Annotated in this window: 15 protein-coding genes and 1 pseudogene; 6 read left to right on the top strand and 10 right to left on the bottom strand. The window is 66.7% G+C overall.

The window, feature by feature from the left end:
* Positions 1–96: 96 nt before the first annotated feature.
* The 4 genes from CJ014_RS20145 to CJ014_RS20160 form a co-directional block, all read right to left on the bottom strand.
* Complete coding sequence (locus tag CJ014_RS20145) at positions 97–1,416, bottom strand: extracellular solute-binding protein (protein ID WP_100082291.1); 1,320 nt, start codon at positions 1,414–1,416, stop codon at positions 97–99.
* A 95-nt stretch (positions 1,417–1,511) separates the two neighbouring features.
* Positions 1,512–2,357 (bottom strand): carbohydrate ABC transporter permease, encoded by an 846-nt coding sequence (locus CJ014_RS20150; protein WP_100082292.1) that lies wholly within the window; start codon positions 2,355–2,357, stop codon positions 1,512–1,514.
* Between the two features lie 3 nt (positions 2,358–2,360).
* On the bottom strand, positions 2,361–3,290 hold the full coding sequence (locus CJ014_RS20155) for a carbohydrate ABC transporter permease (RefSeq protein ID WP_100082293.1): 930 nt from the start codon (positions 3,288–3,290) through the stop codon (positions 2,361–2,363).
* 11 nt (positions 3,291–3,301) lie between these two features.
* Entirely contained in the window at positions 3,302–4,390 is a 1,089-nt protein-coding gene (locus CJ014_RS20160) for an ABC transporter ATP-binding protein (RefSeq protein ID WP_100082294.1), read from the bottom strand.
* Positions 4,391–4,729: 339 nt separating this feature from the next.
* On the opposite strand from CJ014_RS20160, the gene CJ014_RS20165 reads away from it, so the two are divergent.
* The gene (locus tag CJ014_RS20165; RefSeq protein WP_100082295.1) at positions 4,730–5,467 is read left to right on the top strand and encodes a FadR/GntR family transcriptional regulator; all 738 of its coding nucleotides are present in this window, start codon (positions 4,730–4,732) and stop codon (positions 5,465–5,467) included.
* Between the two features lie 21 nt (positions 5,468–5,488).
* Here the strand turns inward: CJ014_RS20165 and CJ014_RS20170 are convergent, their stop codons facing one another.
* The 5 genes from CJ014_RS20170 to CJ014_RS20190 all read right to left on the bottom strand — a co-directional run bounded on the left by CJ014_RS20170 (position 5,489) and on the right by CJ014_RS20190 (position 11,022).
* A complete protein-coding gene (locus tag CJ014_RS20170; RefSeq protein ID WP_100082296.1) occupies positions 5,489–6,286 on the bottom strand; it encodes an ABC transporter permease in 798 nt (265 codons plus the stop codon).
* Complete coding sequence (locus CJ014_RS20175; protein WP_100082297.1) at positions 6,283–7,221, bottom strand: ABC transporter ATP-binding protein; 939 nt, start codon at positions 7,219–7,221, stop codon at positions 6,283–6,285. The genes CJ014_RS20170 and CJ014_RS20175 overlap by 4 nt, the downstream gene beginning before the upstream one ends.
* Positions 7,218–8,402 (bottom strand): ABC transporter permease, encoded by a 1,185-nt coding sequence (locus tag CJ014_RS20180; RefSeq protein WP_425351936.1) that lies wholly within the window; start codon positions 8,400–8,402, stop codon positions 7,218–7,220. The genes CJ014_RS20175 and CJ014_RS20180 overlap by 4 nt, the downstream gene beginning before the upstream one ends.
* A gap of 63 nt (positions 8,403–8,465) precedes the next feature.
* A complete protein-coding gene (osmF, locus tag CJ014_RS20185; protein WP_100082299.1) occupies positions 8,466–9,374 on the bottom strand; it encodes a glycine betaine ABC transporter substrate-binding protein OsmF in 909 nt (302 codons plus the stop codon).
* Between the two features lie 622 nt (positions 9,375–9,996).
* The gene (locus tag CJ014_RS20190; RefSeq protein WP_100082300.1) at positions 9,997–11,022 is read right to left on the bottom strand and encodes a class 1 fructose-bisphosphatase; all 1,026 of its coding nucleotides are present in this window, start codon (positions 11,020–11,022) and stop codon (positions 9,997–9,999) included.
* 437 nt (positions 11,023–11,459) lie between these two features.
* Here CJ014_RS20190 and lhpI point away from each other — a divergent pair, with 437 nt between their 5' ends.
* Entirely contained in the window at positions 11,460–12,398 is a 939-nt protein-coding gene (gene lhpI / locus CJ014_RS20195) for a bifunctional Delta(1)-pyrroline-2-carboxylate/Delta(1)-piperideine-2-carboxylate reductase (protein WP_100082308.1), read from the top strand.
* On the opposite strand, the gene CJ014_RS20200 is transcribed toward lhpI, so the two are convergent.
* On the bottom strand, positions 12,303–13,232 hold the full coding sequence (locus tag CJ014_RS20200) for an endonuclease/exonuclease/phosphatase family protein (RefSeq protein WP_100082301.1): 930 nt from the start codon (positions 13,230–13,232) through the stop codon (positions 12,303–12,305). The genes lhpI and CJ014_RS20200 overlap by 96 nt on opposite strands.
* 267 nt (positions 13,233–13,499) lie before the next feature.
* Here CJ014_RS20200 and CJ014_RS20205 point away from each other — a divergent pair, with 267 nt between their 5' ends.
* From CJ014_RS20205 to CJ014_RS20220, 4 genes and pseudogenes are all read left to right on the top strand, one after another.
* Complete coding sequence (locus CJ014_RS20205; protein ID WP_100082309.1) at positions 13,500–13,931, top strand: low affinity iron permease family protein; 432 nt, start codon at positions 13,500–13,502, stop codon at positions 13,929–13,931.
* A 237-nt stretch (positions 13,932–14,168) separates the two neighbouring features.
* Complete coding sequence (ykgO, locus tag CJ014_RS20210) at positions 14,169–14,294, top strand: type B 50S ribosomal protein L36 (protein ID WP_026783921.1); 126 nt, start codon at positions 14,169–14,171, stop codon at positions 14,292–14,294.
* Positions 14,295–14,371: 77 nt separating this feature from the next.
* The gene (locus CJ014_RS20215; protein WP_100082302.1) at positions 14,372–14,980 is read left to right on the top strand and encodes a tetratricopeptide repeat protein; all 609 of its coding nucleotides are present in this window, start codon (positions 14,372–14,374) and stop codon (positions 14,978–14,980) included.
* Between the two features lie 548 nt (positions 14,981–15,528).
* Positions 15,529–15,961: pseudogene (locus CJ014_RS20220) on the top strand (transketolase); the annotation flags it as partial.

Below are 15,961 nucleotides of genomic sequence, written 5' to 3' on the forward strand. Positions count from 1 at the left end.
CGTCGTCCGTATCCAACTGGCGGGAGGAGCCGGCCGGACGGTCGTGGTGTCCTGCCCGGCCGGCCGTGAAGATCCGGCCGGGCAGGGTTTCGTGGCTTACTTCGCGTTGGCGAGCAGCTCGTTGATGCGGGTCTCGGCGTCGGTCAGCGCCTGATCGACCGACTTGTCGCCGCGCATGGCCGAACCGACTTCCTCGCCCTCGATGTCCTGGATCGAGAACTGACGCTTGACGGCCGACGGCAGGGCGGTGCCGTTGACGGCCAGCGAGGCGATGTCGGCACGATGCGGCAGGTTCTTGAACTGATCGCTGTCGATGATCGACTTGCGGATCGGCAGATGGCCGGTGCGCGACCATTCGTAGTTGTTGTCCCAGAGGAACTTCATGAACTCGATCGCCGAGGCGCGCTGCGCGTCGGAAAGATCCTGCTTCAGAAGCACCCAGCTATGGCCGTCGGCCCAGACGCGCGGGCTGCCGGGGTAGATCTGCGGGAAGGCGGTCACCGCGTAGCCGTTGGCGAGCGCGCCGTCCTTCTTGGCTTCCTGGTCGTAGGTGTCGATCAGCCAGGTGCCGCAGATGAACACGCCGCCGTCGCCGGCCGCGAAGCTCGACACGGAGGCCGCGTAGTCCTGGTTCTTGGTGGTCAGATCCTTGGAGTAGATGTCGGCCAAGAGTTGCAGGGCACCCTTCGCTTCCGGCGAGGAGAAGTTCACCTTGTTGGGATCGGCGAAGAAGTCGGCGTTCTGCTGGTAGAGCAGCGTGTCGAAGGTGCGGGTGTAGAAGGCCGTCTCGTTGGCCAGCGTCGAGATGAAGTAGGGCTTGCCCGTCTTCTCCTTGAACTGGGCGGCCTGGGCGAACAGCTCGTCGGTGCTCTTGGGCAGGATCGGCTTGCCCGCCTCGTCGACGAGGCCGGCCTGCTTGAACAGGTTGAGGTTGATGTGCCACAGCCAGGTGTGGGTGTCGAACGGCATGGCGTAGATCTTGCCGTCCTTGGTGACGCCCTGGCGGGCGGCGTCGGTCATGTCATTGACGTCGATGCCGGCCTTGGCGAAGTCTTCATCCAGGGGCTCGAGCAGGCCGCGCGACGAATAGTCGGAGATGACCGCCTCGTGCATGACCGAGATGACCGGCGGCTCGCCCGACCGGATGCGGGCGGTGAGCTGGTCGTAGCCCGGCCACTCGACGATCTCCGGCTTGACGGTGGTGGTGGTGCTCTCGGCGTTGAACTTGTTGATCAGCGCGGTGATGATGCCGCACTCGCCGTTGGCCTTGGTCACGTCGGTGACGGAGCCGTAGTCGGCCTCGCAGGCGCCGAAGAAGCGCGAGACGGAGATCTCGGTCTTGTCGGCCGCAAGCGCGGCACCGGCGCCGGCCGTGACGACCAGACCCGCCAGCAGAACGGTGGATAGCTTTCTCATTGGACCTCCTCCAATACGGCCGATCTCTCTGACAATCCTTCGCGCTCGGCCGGTCATGCGCTGGATTCCGCCTTGCCGATCCCCTCCTCCGGGGATCAGGTGATCGCCGCGCCGGCCACGGCACGGACGATGTATTTCTGGAAGAACAGGTAGACGACGAACACCGGCAGGCCGGCGAAGATCGCCTGCGCCATCAGGAAGCCGAGGCCTTCCGACTGGGCGAAATTGGTCTGAGTCGAGGCGATGCCGACGGTGATGGTGAACATCTCCGGCTTGGTCGCCGAGATCAGCGGCCACAGGTAGTCGTTCCAGGCGCCGAGGAAGGAGAAGATGCCGAGCGTCGCCTGGGCAGGGATGGTCAGCGGCAGCAGCACCTTCCAGAAGATCTTGAAGCGCGAGGCGTTGTCGAGCATCGCCGCCTCGTCGATATCCTTGGGAATCGCCTTGAAATACTGGGTCATCAGGAAGACGCCGAAGGCGCTCGACAGGCCCGGCAGGATGATCGCCGGGTAGGTGTTGTGCATCTTCAGATCGGAAAAGATCTGATGGCGGGCGATGATCACCGCCTGCTCCGGCACGGCGAGGCCGAGCAGCACCAGGATGAAGATGACGTCGCGGCCCTTGAACTCGGCGCGGGCGAAGCCGTAGCCGGCGAGCGAGGATAGGATGAGGATGCCGACGGTGACGCCGACCGACACCACCGCGCTGTTCCACAGCCAGCGGAACACGCCCGACGTCTGGAAGATGTCGGTGTAGTTCTTGAGCGTGTAGGGCGGGTGGAAGGCCGAGGCCGTCGAGATCATCAGCTCCGAGTTCGGCTTGAACGACAGGATGAGCACCCAGGCGATGGGCAGCATCCAGACAATCGCGACGAGGACGACGGAGGCGAGGATCACCTTGTTGCCGATACCGCGACCGACGATACGTTCACTGGCAGCCATGGCTTATTCCTCCACGCGCTTGCGGGATGCGAAGAACTGGGCGAGCGCGGCGACCGCCATGATAATGAACAGGATCTCCGAGGCGGCGGCGGCGTAGCCGAGGTTCCAGGAGCGGAAGCCCTGCTCGTAGATGAACAGCACGATGGGGCGCGAGGCGTTGTTCGGACCGCCCTGGGTGAGCAGCAGCGCCTGGCCGAACAGCTGGAACTGGGCGACGATTTCGTAGATCACGACGACCAGCAGGGTCCGGCGGATCGACGGCATGGTGATCGACCAGAACGAGCGCCAGCGGCTGGCATTGTCGAGGGCGGCGGCCTCGTAGAGCTCGCCGGGGATCTGCTGCAAGGCGGCGAGGAACAGCATCATCGGCAGGCCGATGATCCACCAGACCGTGGTGATGGCGATGGCCGGCAGCGCCAGCGACGCCGTTGTGGTGAAGGCCAGAGGCTCCATGCCGAAGAAGCGCATGATGCCGGCGATGGCACCGTTGCCGGGCATGTACATCATCTTCCAGATGATGGTGACGATGGTGACCGACAGAACCGACGTGCCGAAGAAGATGGCGCGCAGCGTTGCCGACGTTCGGTCGCTGCGGTTGAGGGCGAGCGCCAGCAACAGGCCGATCGCCACGAAGGCCGGCACCGTCATCACCACGAACCAGATCGTGTTCCAGACGGAGCCGATGAAAACCTTGTCGTTGAACAGGCGATAGTAGTTGGCCAATCCGGCAAATTTCGACGTGTCGTCGAACATGTCGGACTGGAGCATCGACATCCAGATGCCCTTGAACAGCGGATAGACCAGGAGCGCGAGGTAGAATGCCAGATAGGGCGCTACGAACAGCGCGTTGGACCAGCGCGGCCCGATCGAGGCGCCGGTCGGGCGCTTGACCGCCGCGGTCGCCTTGCCGGGAGAGAGCGTGACGTCCGTCATCTCATCCTCCGTCACTGGCGTGCGTGGTAGGCGAGGCCGGCGGCGTCGAACAGGTGCGCGGTGGCGCCCTCGACCGCCAGGCGGACGGCATCGCCCGGCTGGACCTGGCTGATGCCCGTGTCCTCGGCCACCAGCGTGCTGCCGTCCATCAGGCGGACGTGCAGATGGGTACGGTCGCCGAGGCGCTCGGCCACTTCCACCTTGCCGGGAATGGCGCCGTCCTGCCGGACGCGGATCGCCTCGGCACGGACGCCGACGCGCAGCTCGGCGCCGGCCGGCAGGGCGTCGGCGGGCACGTCGGTGTCGATGACCGAGCCGTCGCCGAGCATGGCGGAGGCAAGGCCGCCGCGATCGCGCACCTGAACGGGCAGGAAATTCATGGCCGGCGAGCCGACGAAGCGGGCGACGAATTCGGTGGCCGGGCGGCCGTAGATGTCCATCGGCGTGCCGACCTGCTCGACCTTGCGGGCGTTCATCACCACGATGCGGCTCGCCAACGTCATCGCCTCGACCTGGTCATGGGTGACGAAGATGGTGGTGGCGCGCGTCTGCTGGTGCAGGCGGGCCAGTTCGACGCGGGTGCGCACGCGCAGCGCGGCGTCGAGATTGGAAAGCGGCTCGTCGAACAGATAGGCCTTGGGGTCCTTGACCAGGGCGCGGCCGATGGCGACGCGCTGGCGCTGGCCACCGGAGAGCTGGCCGGGCTTGCGCTGCAGGAGATGGCTGATTTCAAGAATGCGGGCGGCTTCCTCGATGCGGCGGGCGATTTCCTCCTTGGGCGTGCCGATGTTCTTGAGACCAAAAGCCAGGTTATCGAATACGGTCATATGCGGATAGAGTGCGTAGTGCTGGAACACCATGGCGACGCCGCGCGCCCCGGGAGGAAGATGGTCCACCCTTTCCCCGCCGATGCGGATTTCGCCGCCGTTGACCGTCTCCAGCCCGGCGATCATGCGCAGAAGCGTGGATTTGCCGCAGCCCGACGGTCCGAGGAAGGCGATGAACTCGCCGGAGTGGATGGTCAGCGACAGCTCCGAGATCACCTCGACGGAGCCGAACCGCTTGGACACCGAATCCAGTTCGATGCTGCTCACCTGCATTCTCCTCCACAAAACCAGTTTTCTTCTTATGGTATGATGATAAGATTGTACGGCGAGCAGGGGCCTTGTCAATCCTCGCCTTGGACATTTTTGCCGAGAACGGTACAGCTAGTCGGCGCTTTCCGGGGAAAGAGCGGGATTCGCCGGGTGCCGATCTCTGCCGGGGCCTTGATCGGGCATGCCGCCGGAAGCGGTGGCGCGCCCGCCGGACGGCCCGGGCATTCGCCGGCTCGAGGGCACTCTCGGGCCGGCGGAATGCCGTCAATTGGTTTGGCTGGGCAGCCGCCGTTCGACCTGGCCGGTTCGGCCCGATCGGCGGCTGCCTCAGGAAAGAAAAGTATGTTCGAAAGAGATTCCACCATTGGCACCATGAGCGCCCAGGTCGCGCGTATCATCGGCACCCGCATCGTCTCCGGCGAATTCGGCCCCGGCGACTCGCTGCCGATCGAAGCCGAGCTTTGCCTGGAATACGGCGTCAGCCGATCGACGGTGCGCGAGGCGGTGAAGAATCTCGCCGCCAAGCGGCTGATCGAGGTGGCGCCCAAGCTCGGCACGCGGGTGCTGCCGTTCGCCGACTGGAACCTGCTCGATCCCGACGTGCTGTCCTGGCGGCTCAGCGCCCAGTTCGACGAGCGGATCATCGAGGATCTCTACGAGGTGCGCCAGTGCTTCGAGCCGCGCGCCTGCTATCTCGCCGCCCGCTCCGGCACCTCCGACGACCACGACCGCATCTGCCGGCGCTATGCCGACATGGTGTCGATGCTGGACCAGGCGCCGCTCGCCGCCGGCGCCGAGAGCGAGTTCCACCTCGCCATCATCGCGGCGACGCACAACGGCCTGTTCGTGACCATCGGCGGCGCCGTCAAGACGGCGCTGAAGGCGTCGTTCAGCGTCACGCAGAAGGACGCCAGCGGCACGCCGATCGATCTCGCGCCCTACGAGGAAGTGCTGTCGGCCATCCTGGCGCGCGACGGCGAGCGCGCCGAGAAGGCGATGCGCCGGCTGCTCGATCTTTCCCGCCAGCGCGTGCTGGCGGCCGTCGCCCATACGCGCGAGCGCAATCGCGGCTGGCGTTGACCGTTCCGCTCGTATGATGGCTCACGCTGCCGCCTGCTGCTCGTCCGGTTCGGCCGGCGGTGCCCCGGAAGAGACGCCGCGCCGTTTCGCCGCGTGGCGCGCCACGGCCTGAAAGCCGTCGGAAATCAGCACCGCCAGGACGCCGGTGACGACGCCGCCCTGGACGATGAAGGCGAGATTGTTGGACAGGAGGCCGGCGACGATCACCTCGCCGAGCCCCTTGGCGGCCACCGTCGAGCCGATGGTCGCCGTGGCGAGGCCGATGACCGCCGACAGCCTGATGCCCTCGACGATCAGCGGCATGGCGAGCGGCAGCTCGACCTTGAGAAGACGCTGGCGGCCGGTCATGCCCATGGCCGAGGCGGTCTCAACGACGGCGGGCGGCAGCGTCGACAGGCCGACGAGGGTGTTCTCGAAGATCGGCAGCAGGCCGTAAAGGAACAGCGCCAAGCGGGTCGACCCCTCGCCGAAGCCCATGATCGGTACCGACAAGGCCAGCACGGCCACCGGCGGGAAGGTCTGGCCGATATTGACGACGGCGCGCGACAGCGCGAGGAACTCGGCACCGGCCGGCCGCGTGACGAAGATGGCAAGGCCGACGGCGACGATGGCGGCGGCCAGCGTCGACACCGCCACGGTGAACAGATGCGACAGCGTGAGATCGACGAGGCTGCTCTGATGGTAGATGGGCGGCGCGCCGTTGCTGGTCAGCGGCGCCAGCAGGCCGGCGAAACGGTCCGGCGCCAGCAGAAAGGCGATGAGCGCCGCGAAGACCACGAGCCGCAGGATGGTGCCGGGACGGATCAAGTCGCGGATCATCTGGGCCGCGCCGCCCGGTCGGCGATGCTGTCGAGGGTGACGCGGCCGAGCGGCGTGCCGGCGGCGTCGACCACCGGCGCCGCCTTGCGGCCGGACCACAGGAGCGCGCCGAGACCCTCGTAAAGGCTGGCGTCGGCGGCGAGCGGCGCGCCGCCGGCTTCGCCCGGCTCGACCGCCGCGCCGACCGACCCGAGCGTCAGGTAATGGAAGGGACGGTCGACGGCGCCGATCAGGTCGTCGACGAAGGCGTCGGCCGGCCGCGCCAGGATGTCGGCGGCCGGCGCATATTGCTTGAGGTTGCCGCCGTCCATCACGGCGATGCGGTCGCCGAGGTGGATGGCCTCGTCCATGTCGTGGGTCACCAGCAGAATGGTGGTGCCGGTGCGCCGCTGGATCGCCTTGAGGTCGGCTTGCGCCTTGCCGCGAATGATCGGGTCGAGGGCGCCGAACGGCTCGTCCATCAAGAGCAGGGCGGGTTTGGCCGCCATCGCCCGGGCGACGCCGACGCGCTGCTGCTGGCCGCCGGAGAGCTCATGCGGGTAGCGGCCGGCGAACTGGGCGTGATCGAGCTGGAACAGCTCCATCAGTTCCTCGACGCGGGCGGCCACCTTCCTCCGGTCCCAGCCGAGCAGCATCGGCACGGTGGCGATGTTGCGGGCGACGGTCCAGTGCGGAAAAAGGCCGTGGTTCTGAATGGCGTAGCCGATCGACCGGCGGAGCTCATGGGCCGGCATCTTCGATACATCGTTGCCCTGAACCAGGATGCGACCCTCGGTCGGCTCGACCAGCCGGTTGACCATGCGCAGCAGCGTCGATTTGCCGGAACCGGAGGTGCCGACGATGACCGTGATCGTGCCCGCTTCGACGTGCATGTCGACGTCGTTGACGACGGCGATGTCGCCATAGACCTTGGTGAGATGGCTGAGTTCGATCATGCCTTGCCCTTGCCGGAAATCTCGATGACGGCGTCGAGCACGACGGCGGCGGCGAATGCCAGCGCCACCGGCGGCAGCGCGCCGAGCAGGATGAGGTCGGTGGCCGTCTGGCCGAGCCCCTGGAACAGGAAGACGCCGAAGCCGCCGCCGCCGATCAGCGCCGCCACCGTGGCGAGGCCGATGTTCTGGACGAGGACGATGCGGATGCCGGTGAGGATCACCGGCAGGGCGAGCGGCATCTCCACCTGGATGAGCCGCTGGCGGTCGGTGAGGCCCATGCCGCGCGCTGCGTCGACCACGGCGCGGGAGACGCCGTTGAGGCCGACCACGGTGTTGGCGACCATCGGCAGCAGCGAATAGAGAAACAGCGCCAGGAAGGCCGGCGCCATGCCGATGCCGCGAATGCCGATGGCGTGGGCGCCCGGCACGTTGGCGGCGATCCAGCCGAGCGGGGCGATCAGGATGCCGAACAGCGCCATCGACGGGATGGTCTGGATGATGTTGAGCACGTTGATCAGCGGATCGCGCAGCTTGCGGAGGCGATAGGCGAGGACGCCGAGCGGCAGACCGATGACGACGGCGGCGGCGAGCGAGCCGGCGGCGAGCACCAGATGGGTTCCCGCCTCGCGCCAGAACACGTCGGCGCGGTTGCGGTATTCGGCGATCAGCGACAGGTGGCTCCAGGCGCCGGAGGCGAGCAGGGCGACGACGAGCGCCGCCGTGACGGCGAGGGCGACCAGCCGGCCGACCGGGCCGAGCTTCAGACGCACCATGGCGTCGGTGACCAGCATGGCGGCGGCGAACACGCCGACCCAGAAGCCGCTGGCCGGGGCGATACGGGCGTAGGGGTTGTCGGCCGGCGTCAGGTGGGCGCCGGCGGCGCCGGCCCCGAGCGCCAGGGCGGCGAGCGCCAGCGCGCCGAGGGCGAGGCGGAAGGTCGGCCGGCGGCTCGCCACCGCCGTCACCAGGGCGGCGACCAGCACGGCGGCGACCGCCGCCGCCGTGCCCGCCGGCAGCGCGTCGAACAGCCGCAGTCCGGTTCCGGAGGCGATGCGGGTGGCCCGGAAGGTGGCGAACGGCAGCGCCAGCGCCACGACGACGAGGATGGCGATGACGACGCCGAGACGGTCGACCCGCGGCGTGGCGGCCCGGTCCGTTGCGGCGTCCGAAAGCGTCGTCATCGCCATCCTCTGGGCAATCCTCAGGAAGGAGCGGAGGAGCGGAAACTCCCCCGCGACAGGCTCTTACTTCAGGAAGCCCTTGGACTTCAGGTAGTCCTCGGCGACCGCCTTGGCCGGCTCGCCGCCGATCTGGACGCGGGCGTTGAGGGTCTGCAGCGTCGTCAGATCGAGGCTCTCGAAGATCGGCTTCAGCGTGTCGGCGATCGCCGGATTGGCCTTCAGCACCTCCTCGCGGACGATGGCGGTCGGCTGGTAGACCGGCTGCACCGCCTTGTCGTCGTCGAGCACCACCAGGCCCGAGGGGGCGATGGCGCCGTCGGTGCCGTAGACCATGGCGGCGTTGGCGCCGTTGGTCTGGTCGGCCGCCGCCTTGATGGTCGCCGCCGTGTCGCCGCCGGACAGCACGATCAACTGGTCGGGCGTCAGCTTGAAGCCGTAGGTCTCCTGGAAGGAGGGCAGCGCCGACGCCGAATTGACGAACTCGGCCGAGCCGGCCAGCTTGACCTTGCCGCCCTTGGTCACCCAGGCGCCGAAATCGCTGAGCGACTTGACGCCGGCCTCGTCGGCGACGTCCTTCCTGAGCGCGATGGCCCAGGTGTTGTTGGCCGGCGACGGCGTCAGCCAGACGATCTTGTTGGCGTCGTAGTCGAGCTTCTTGGCTTCCTCGTAGGCCTTGGCGGCGTCCTTCCAGAGGGGATCGTCGGCCTTGTTGAAGAAGAAGGCGGCGTTGCCGGTGTATTCGGGATAGATGTCGATCTCGCCGGCGGTGATCGCCTGGCGCACCACCGGCGTGCCGCCGAGCTGGATGCGGTCCTCGACCTCGATGCCGGAATTCTGAAGGGCGAGCAGAATGATATTGCCGATGACGCCGCCTTCGGTGTCGATCTTCGAGGATACCACGACCTTGGCGTCGGCGGTGCCGGCGAGCAGGCCGAGGGCAAGCACAGCGGTGGCGTATTTCAGATGGGTCATCACTGTTCTCCTGGCTGGTGGCGGAATTCGTTGTTTCAATTCTTGCCGGCTCCAGGGGGAAACGCGGCGGTCTCGGACCTGGTCAAAAATAGCGAGGCGGAGGCCGAAAGTTGGCAGTGGTGCAACCCTGCCGCTCGCAACGGCGCGGCAGCCGGCCGCCGCTGTTGCGAGACGCGGCTGACATATGGCTCGGGCCGGGGCATTCCCGTGTTGCATGGAAATGCTCTATCTTATTGAATCGACGCATTTTCCTCACGCGAGCCGGTATCCACTTCGCTCGGAAACGCCCTGGATCGCCGCGCGTCCCGACAGACGCGGGGTGACGATCTGGTTTTTTGTCGCCGCATCGGATTTTCCGAAGACCGGTTTCCACTTTTCGGTCCGATGCTCTGGCAACGGCGACGGCGCTGCCCGCAGCCACCATTACGACTTTCCCTGCAACAAGGGCAGTTGGCAATCCGCCGCGGATTCCAGGGCAGGACAGGTCGGGCACACTCGTCACCTTTCGCCGGGAACGAATCCGAGGTTTCCAACTTAGCTAAATCCTCCAACCGCAGATTCGGTTCCCAGCCCTTTGCTCCCATGGCGTGAGGGCGTTTGGGCTTGGCTCGCCTGCCTGACATCAGGCGGCGGATGTCTCTTCGCGCTCGGCTTCCGCATAGTAGCGGCCGATGCGCTCGACCTCGTTCTTCGAGCCGAGGATCACCCCGGTGCGCTGGTGCAGCCGCTCCGGCATGATGTCGAGGATGCGCTCGCGGCCGGAGATGGCGAGGCCGCCGGCCTGCTCGATGATGAAGGCCATCGGATTGGCTTCGTAGAGCAGGCGCAGATGGCCGCCCCGCGGGGCGTTCTCGCTGTCCACCGGATACATGAACACGCCGCCGCGCATCAGGATGCGGTGCACCTCGGCTGCCATCGCTGCGTTCCAGCGGGTGTTGAAGTTCTTGCCGCGCGGGCCCTCCGCGCCAGCGACGCATTCCTTGACATAACGCCGGATCGGCGCCGGCCAGTGGCGCTCGCGCGAGGCGTTGATGGCGTATTCGGCGGTATCCTCGGCAATACGCATGTCGGGGTGGGTGAGGACGAAGACGCCGATGTTGTGGTCGAGCGTGAAGCCGTTGACGCCGTTGCCGGAGGTCAGCACCATCATGGTCGACGAGCCGTAGATGGTGTAGCCGGCCGCCACCTGCCTGACGCCCGGCTGCAGGTAGACGCGCTCGTCGGAAGGGTCGGTGCCGTCGGGCAGCCGCAGAATGGAGAAGATGCTGCCGACCGCGGTGTTGACGCCGATGTTGGACGAGCCGTCGAGCGGGTCGAACAGCAGCAGGTAGCGGCCGTCGGAGCCGCGCGAGATATAGGCGTCCTCCAGCTCCTCGGAGGCGACGCCGGCCCAGTTGCCGCTCTGGTCGATCATGTAGAGGAAGATGTCGTTGGCGAGAACGTCCAGCTCCTTCTGCTCCTCGCCCTGCACGTTGCGCGAGCCGGCGTAGCCCATGGTGCCGGCCATGGCGCCGCGGTTGACCTCGTTGGAGATGGTCTTGCAGGTGGTGCAGATGTCGGTCATCAGCGCCGTGAAGACGCCGCTGCCGCCGAGGCGGCGCTGCTCCTGCACCAGGAAGAGCGGCAGGGTGATGCGTCGATAGGTCATGTTCTCTCCTGTTGGCAGGGGACGGCCGGTCGCCTCGCTCGATCGTCTTCAATATCGCGATGAACAGAAAACAGGCGTCTGCTGTTGGTTTGTGCCCTAAATAAAATCATTCATATCGAACGTCTTTTGAGACTTTTCGCTCGACCGGCAAAGATCACGGCTTCGATAATAGTCGCTCCGCAATGCATCTGAAGTTATCCATTCGGCGAAATAGCCATGAAAACCGCCGGCGCATGGCACATATACGAAAAATGGATGGCTCGTTTCGGTGGCTTGCCAGGATCACTATCGATGGCGGCAGCGATCGACGCGGCGGGCCGGGCGAAGACGTGGCGCCGAAAGGGAGGCGAGAGAAGGCTTTCAATCGTCCGCCGGGACGCTATGCTTCCGGCGCTTCCGCTTCATTGCCGCTTCGTTTCCGCTTCTGGGAGCCGATCATGCTGGTACTCGACGCCGCCGCCACCGCGTCCGCCCTCGACTATCCGGCGCTGATCGCCGGCCTGCGCGAGATGTTCGCCGCCGGCGTCACGGCGCCGCTCCGCCACGCCCACGGCCTGTCGCGCACCGGCGAGCCGGACGCCACGCTGCTGATGATGCCGGCCTGGATGGGCGACGGCAGCCACGGCGGCGTCAAGATCGTCAATGTCGTGCCGGGCAACGCGGCGCGCGGCCTCGCGGCGGTGACGGCCAGCTATCTGCTGTTCGACGAGACGACCGGCGCCCACGTGGCGCTGTTCGACGGCGCCGCGCTGACCGGCCGGCGCACGGCGGCCGCCTCGGCGCTCGCCGCCTCCTACCTGGCCCGCGCCGACGCCCGCACGCTCCTGGTGGTCGGGGCCGGCCATATCGGCTCGGAGATGCCGGACGCCTATCGGGCCGTGCTGCCGATCGACAGGGTACTCGTCTGGAATCCGACGCCGACGCGCGCCGGGCGCCTGGTCGACGATCTCAGGGGCCGGGGCATCGACGCCGAGGCGCGCAGCGATCTCGAGGCGGCGGTCGGCGAGGCGGACGTCATATCCTGCGCCACGCTTTCCACCGCGCCGCTGGTCCGGGGCGACTGGCTGAAGCCCGGCCAGCATCTTGATCTCGTCGGCTCGTTCACGCCGGAGATGCGCGAGGCCGACGACCGGGCGGTGACGCGCAGCCGGGTGTTCATCGACGGGCCGGCGGCGGCCATCGAATCGGGCGACATCAAGGGGCCGATGGCCTCGGGGGCGCTGAAGGAGATCGCCGGCACCCTCTACGATCTCTGCGGCGGCCGGGTCGAGGGACGGCGGTCAGCGGCCGATGTAACGATGTTCAAGTCGGTCGGCCTCGCCGTCGAGGATCTCGCCGCCGCCCGCGTCGCGCTCGCGGCGCGGCGGCAGGATTGACAGTTCGTCGAACAGCCCGCCGGCCGACTTCAGGTCGATCACCGCCTTGACCGGCAGGTGGTCGGAGGCGCGGCGGGCGACCGGGCTGTCGTGCACGCCGAAGCCGGCGACCAGTCCCTCGGGCCAGCCGAATATGCGGTCGAGCGGAAACACCGGCCGGCGCGAGGGGAAGCTCGGCACGGCGTCGGCCGTCTGGAACAGCGGCGACAGCCGCTCGAGCGGCGAATTCACCCGGCCCGGCCGCCATTCGTTGAAGTCGCCGCAGAGCAGCGTCGGCATCGGCTCGCGCGCCTCGAGATGGGTGCGCAGGCGCTCCATCTGCAAACGGCGGGTGCGGCTCAACAGGCCGAGGTGGGCGGCGACGACGCGCAGGCGGCGGCCGCCGATGTCGAACTCGGCCAGCACCGCGCCGCGCGGCTCGGCATGCGGCAGGTGGAGGCGCTCGGCGCGCAGCACGGTGCCGCGCCGGTAGAGCAGGGCGTTGCCGTGCCAGCCGTGGCTCATCGGCCGGGCGGCCAGCGGCACCAGCGAAAGGCCGGTTTCCTTTTCCAGCGTGACGAGGTTGAGCCGGCCCTTGCGGTCGCCCAGCCGGCGGTCGGCCTCCTGCAGGGCGATGATGTCGGCGTCGATCTCGGCGATCACCGAGATGGTGCGGGCCGGGTCGTAGGTGCCGTCGTTGCCGATGGCCTTATGGATATTGTAGCTGGCGACGCGAACGAGGTCGCAGCCGTCGCAGGCCGGCGCGACGACGGCGGTATCCGGCGCCTGGCCGAGCCGTACGAAGCGGCCGACGCCATCAAGCAGGCGGGAAAGGCTGGCAAACTGCCCGGGCATGATGTTCGAGCCTCGTCATCCGACTTCTGGCCGACTTCGGGAATCGACGTCGAAGTTTCCGGGCATCGATCCCGGCCCTCATGCGATAACAGCGGAATGGCGGCGAGAAAAGGGCGGGAACGACGATAACCCGGCCGACCGGGGCGCGGAACCGCCGCTTGCCGAGATGGTTGTCATCGCGTGTCGCCCCGCCGGAGCGCCATATCCGTTCCGTCCGGAGCGAAGCCCGGCGAGCCGGACGATACCCGCTGGCAATACGAGGTGACCATGAACGGTTCCGCTGCGTCGCGTCTCTTCTCGAAATTTGCCTCCACCATGTCCGAGCTGTCGGGCCGGCCCGTGACTTTCGCCCTTGCCGTGACGCTGGTCGTGGTCTGGGCGATTTCCGGGCCGTTCTTCGGCTTTTCCGAAACCTGGCAGCTCGTCATCAACACGTCGACCACCATCGTCACCTTCCTGATGGTGTTCGTCCTCCAGAACTCCCAGAATCGCGACGGCAAGGCCCTGCAGGCGAAGATCGACGAACTGATCCTCACCTCGGGGGCGCAGAACAAGTTCATCGGCATCGAAAAGCTCGACGAGGAGGAGATCCGCGAGGTCAGCCAGACGCTGGCCGAAAAGGCCGAGGAACTGGAGGAGGTGGCCGACAGGGCCGAGGCGCTGGACGAGGCGGCCGGCAAAAAGCCGGAGTCCGGCTAGCCGGCACGCCGTCCGGCCGGAGCCTTCCCCGCTATCGCGAAATCAGCCGACTCTCCCCGAAAAGTCGGTCATCGCGCAATTGACATCTTCAAGGTCGGTCCGTATGGTCCGCCCGAATTCGGGCAAGGGGGCTTCAGCCCTTCTGGCATCGGGATTGACGACGTCGGGCATCGCCCCGTCGGCGGCGCGTCGCGAGGCGCTGACGCCATGGCGGGCATGCCGGCAAGGATGGACCAAATGAAGATCAAGAACTCTCTCCGGGCCCTGATGACCCGCGACCGCAACAATCGCATGGTCCGTCGCAAGGGCCGCATCTACATCATCAACAAGAAGAATCCGCGCTACAAGGCCCGTCAGGGCTGAGGACCGGCGGGCCCTTGGCCTGCCTCGGCGCCAGGATGCACTCGACGATCGCTGCCCGGGAAGGTACCTTTCCGGGTATGCGTGTTTTTGTGCTCTTCGCATTGCTGCTGTCGATCGCCGTCGGACCGGCCGCTGCCGACGACGGCCTGCCGCCGCCCGTCGCCAGCGGGCGCGAGCGGCTGGTGACCGTCGTGCCGGCCGACAAGGCCGCCGAGCTCGACGGCCTGTTCGCCCGCCTCGCCGTTGCCAAAGACCGCGCCGAAGCGGCCGGCATCGAGGCCGACATCCGCCGCCGCTGGGCGGCGAGCGGCAGCGCCACCGGCGATCTGATGTTGTCGTGGACCGAAAAGGCGGTGGCGGCCGGCGACGCCGCCGGGGCGCTCGACATCCTCGACGAGCTGACGGTGCGGCAGCCGGCCTTTGCCGAGGCCTACTATCGGCGCGGCACCCTGCACCTTCTGGCCGGCCGGCTGTCGCCGGCGCTCGGCGACTTCCAGACGGTGCTGCGCATCGAGCCGCGGCATTTCCTCGCCATGAAGGACCTCGCCGTCCTGCTGGAGGATATCGACCAGCACGACCGGGCGCTCGAGGTGCTGAGGCGCCTGCAAGGCATCGATCCCAATTTCGAGGGCCTCGACGCGGCGATCGAAGCGATCGTCGCCGGCAGCCATGGCCGGGATATCTGACAAATGCCGGGCGCCGCCTGCGACCGGTTCAAAGCGCTCGTCATTTCACGACATCTCCGGTGATGCAGCCGATCGAGAGGCGATCAATTCGAACGCTGACGAAGGCGTGTCCATCCGGTGCATATCTATCGAATCCGCGAGAATCGGAACCAAAGCACCATTTCCAAAACTTTTGACATGCAATTTATTTCGATAATTTTTGATTCGGCGCCGCGCATCGTAAGTTCAATTAATGCCCGTAAAAATTGTATAAGCATCGCAGGTACCAAGCCGCATAGTTGAAATTGCGCCTTTCTCGTGTTGGAAGGCAGGCGTGTTATTCAATTTTCCCGCGTTCCGGTGCGCCGTCCTTATCGTTGGGTGGCAGGAATGTCCATATAATCGGTAAAATCCTGTTGACGATCACTCAGAATCCGACAACAATCACTAAAAATCGAAATCAAACGAGTGTCCTTGAGTAAGGTTTACTCGGAAAAGGTGTAAGATCGAATTCGGAAATATCGATCGGTTCGCTGTTTCCGACGCGCCAATGTAGCTGGAGCCACTGCATGTCCGGGGGCAATTCGCCGCGCTTTTTGGCCAACGCCGACAGGATCGCTCTGGTTCGTGGGCGGGCGCTTGCCATCCGGCGCAGCGCCTTCACCATGGTCCACGACGCCGGGCTCGGCCATCCCGGCGGCGACTTCTCGGCGGCCGACATCCTGGCGAGCCTCTATTTCGGTGTCATGCGCTACGATCCAGGCCAGCCGCGCCACCCCGACCGCGACCGCTTCATCATGAGCAAGGGCCACTGCACCGGCGCCTTCTATTCGGTGCTCGCCCAGGCCGGCTTCTTCCCCGAAGCCCAGCTCAGCACCTACATGCAGCCGCTGTCCATGCTGAACGGCCACCCCAACCGCAACTACCTGCCGGGCATCGAGACCAACACCGGACCGCTCGGCCACGGCCTGCCGGTCGCCGTCGGCATCGCCATCGCCGGCA

This window comes from Pleomorphomonas carboxyditropha (assembly GCF_002770725.1).
Classification (GTDB): domain Bacteria; phylum Pseudomonadota; class Alphaproteobacteria; order Rhizobiales; family Pleomorphomonadaceae; genus Pleomorphomonas; species Pleomorphomonas carboxyditropha.

Bases quoted from the DNA above. Each gene is read 5' to 3' on its own strand.
- CJ014_RS20165 (WP_100082295.1), top strand. From the start codon at position 4,730: ATGTTCGAAAGAGATTCCACCATTGGCACCATGAGCGCCCAGGTCGCG.
- CJ014_RS20155 (WP_100082293.1), bottom strand. From the start codon at position 3,290: ATGACGGACGTCACGCTCTCTCCCGGCAAGGCGACCGCGGCGGTCAAG.
- CJ014_RS20160 (WP_100082294.1), bottom strand. From the start codon at position 4,390: ATGCAGGTGAGCAGCATCGAACTGGATTCGGTGTCCAAGCGGTTCGGC.
- ykgO (WP_026783921.1), top strand. From the start codon at position 14,169: ATGAAGATCAAGAACTCTCTCCGGGCCCTGATGACCCGCGACCGCAAC.
- lhpI (WP_100082308.1), top strand. From the start codon at position 11,460: ATGCTGGTACTCGACGCCGCCGCCACCGCGTCCGCCCTCGACTATCCG.
- CJ014_RS20180 (WP_425351936.1), bottom strand. From the start codon at position 8,402: ATGACGACGCTTTCGGACGCCGCAACGGACCGGGCCGCCACGCCGCGG.
- CJ014_RS20175 (WP_100082297.1), bottom strand. From the start codon at position 7,221: ATGATCGAACTCAGCCATCTCACCAAGGTCTATGGCGACATCGCCGTC.
- CJ014_RS20150 (WP_100082292.1), bottom strand. From the start codon at position 2,357: ATGGCTGCCAGTGAACGTATCGTCGGTCGCGGTATCGGCAACAAGGTG.
- CJ014_RS20205 (WP_100082309.1), top strand. From the start codon at position 13,500: ATGAACGGTTCCGCTGCGTCGCGTCTCTTCTCGAAATTTGCCTCCACC.
- CJ014_RS20145 (WP_100082291.1), bottom strand. From the start codon at position 1,416: ATGAGAAAGCTATCCACCGTTCTGCTGGCGGGTCTGGTCGTCACGGCC.
- CJ014_RS20200 (WP_100082301.1), bottom strand. From the start codon at position 13,232: ATGCCCGGGCAGTTTGCCAGCCTTTCCCGCCTGCTTGATGGCGTCGGC.
- CJ014_RS20190 (WP_100082300.1), bottom strand. From the start codon at position 11,022: ATGACCTATCGACGCATCACCCTGCCGCTCTTCCTGGTGCAGGAGCAG.
- osmF (WP_100082299.1), bottom strand. From the start codon at position 9,374: ATGACCCATCTGAAATACGCCACCGCTGTGCTTGCCCTCGGCCTGCTC.
- CJ014_RS20215 (WP_100082302.1), top strand. From the start codon at position 14,372: ATGCGTGTTTTTGTGCTCTTCGCATTGCTGCTGTCGATCGCCGTCGGA.
- CJ014_RS20170 (WP_100082296.1), bottom strand. From the start codon at position 6,286: ATGATCCGCGACTTGATCCGTCCCGGCACCATCCTGCGGCTCGTGGTC.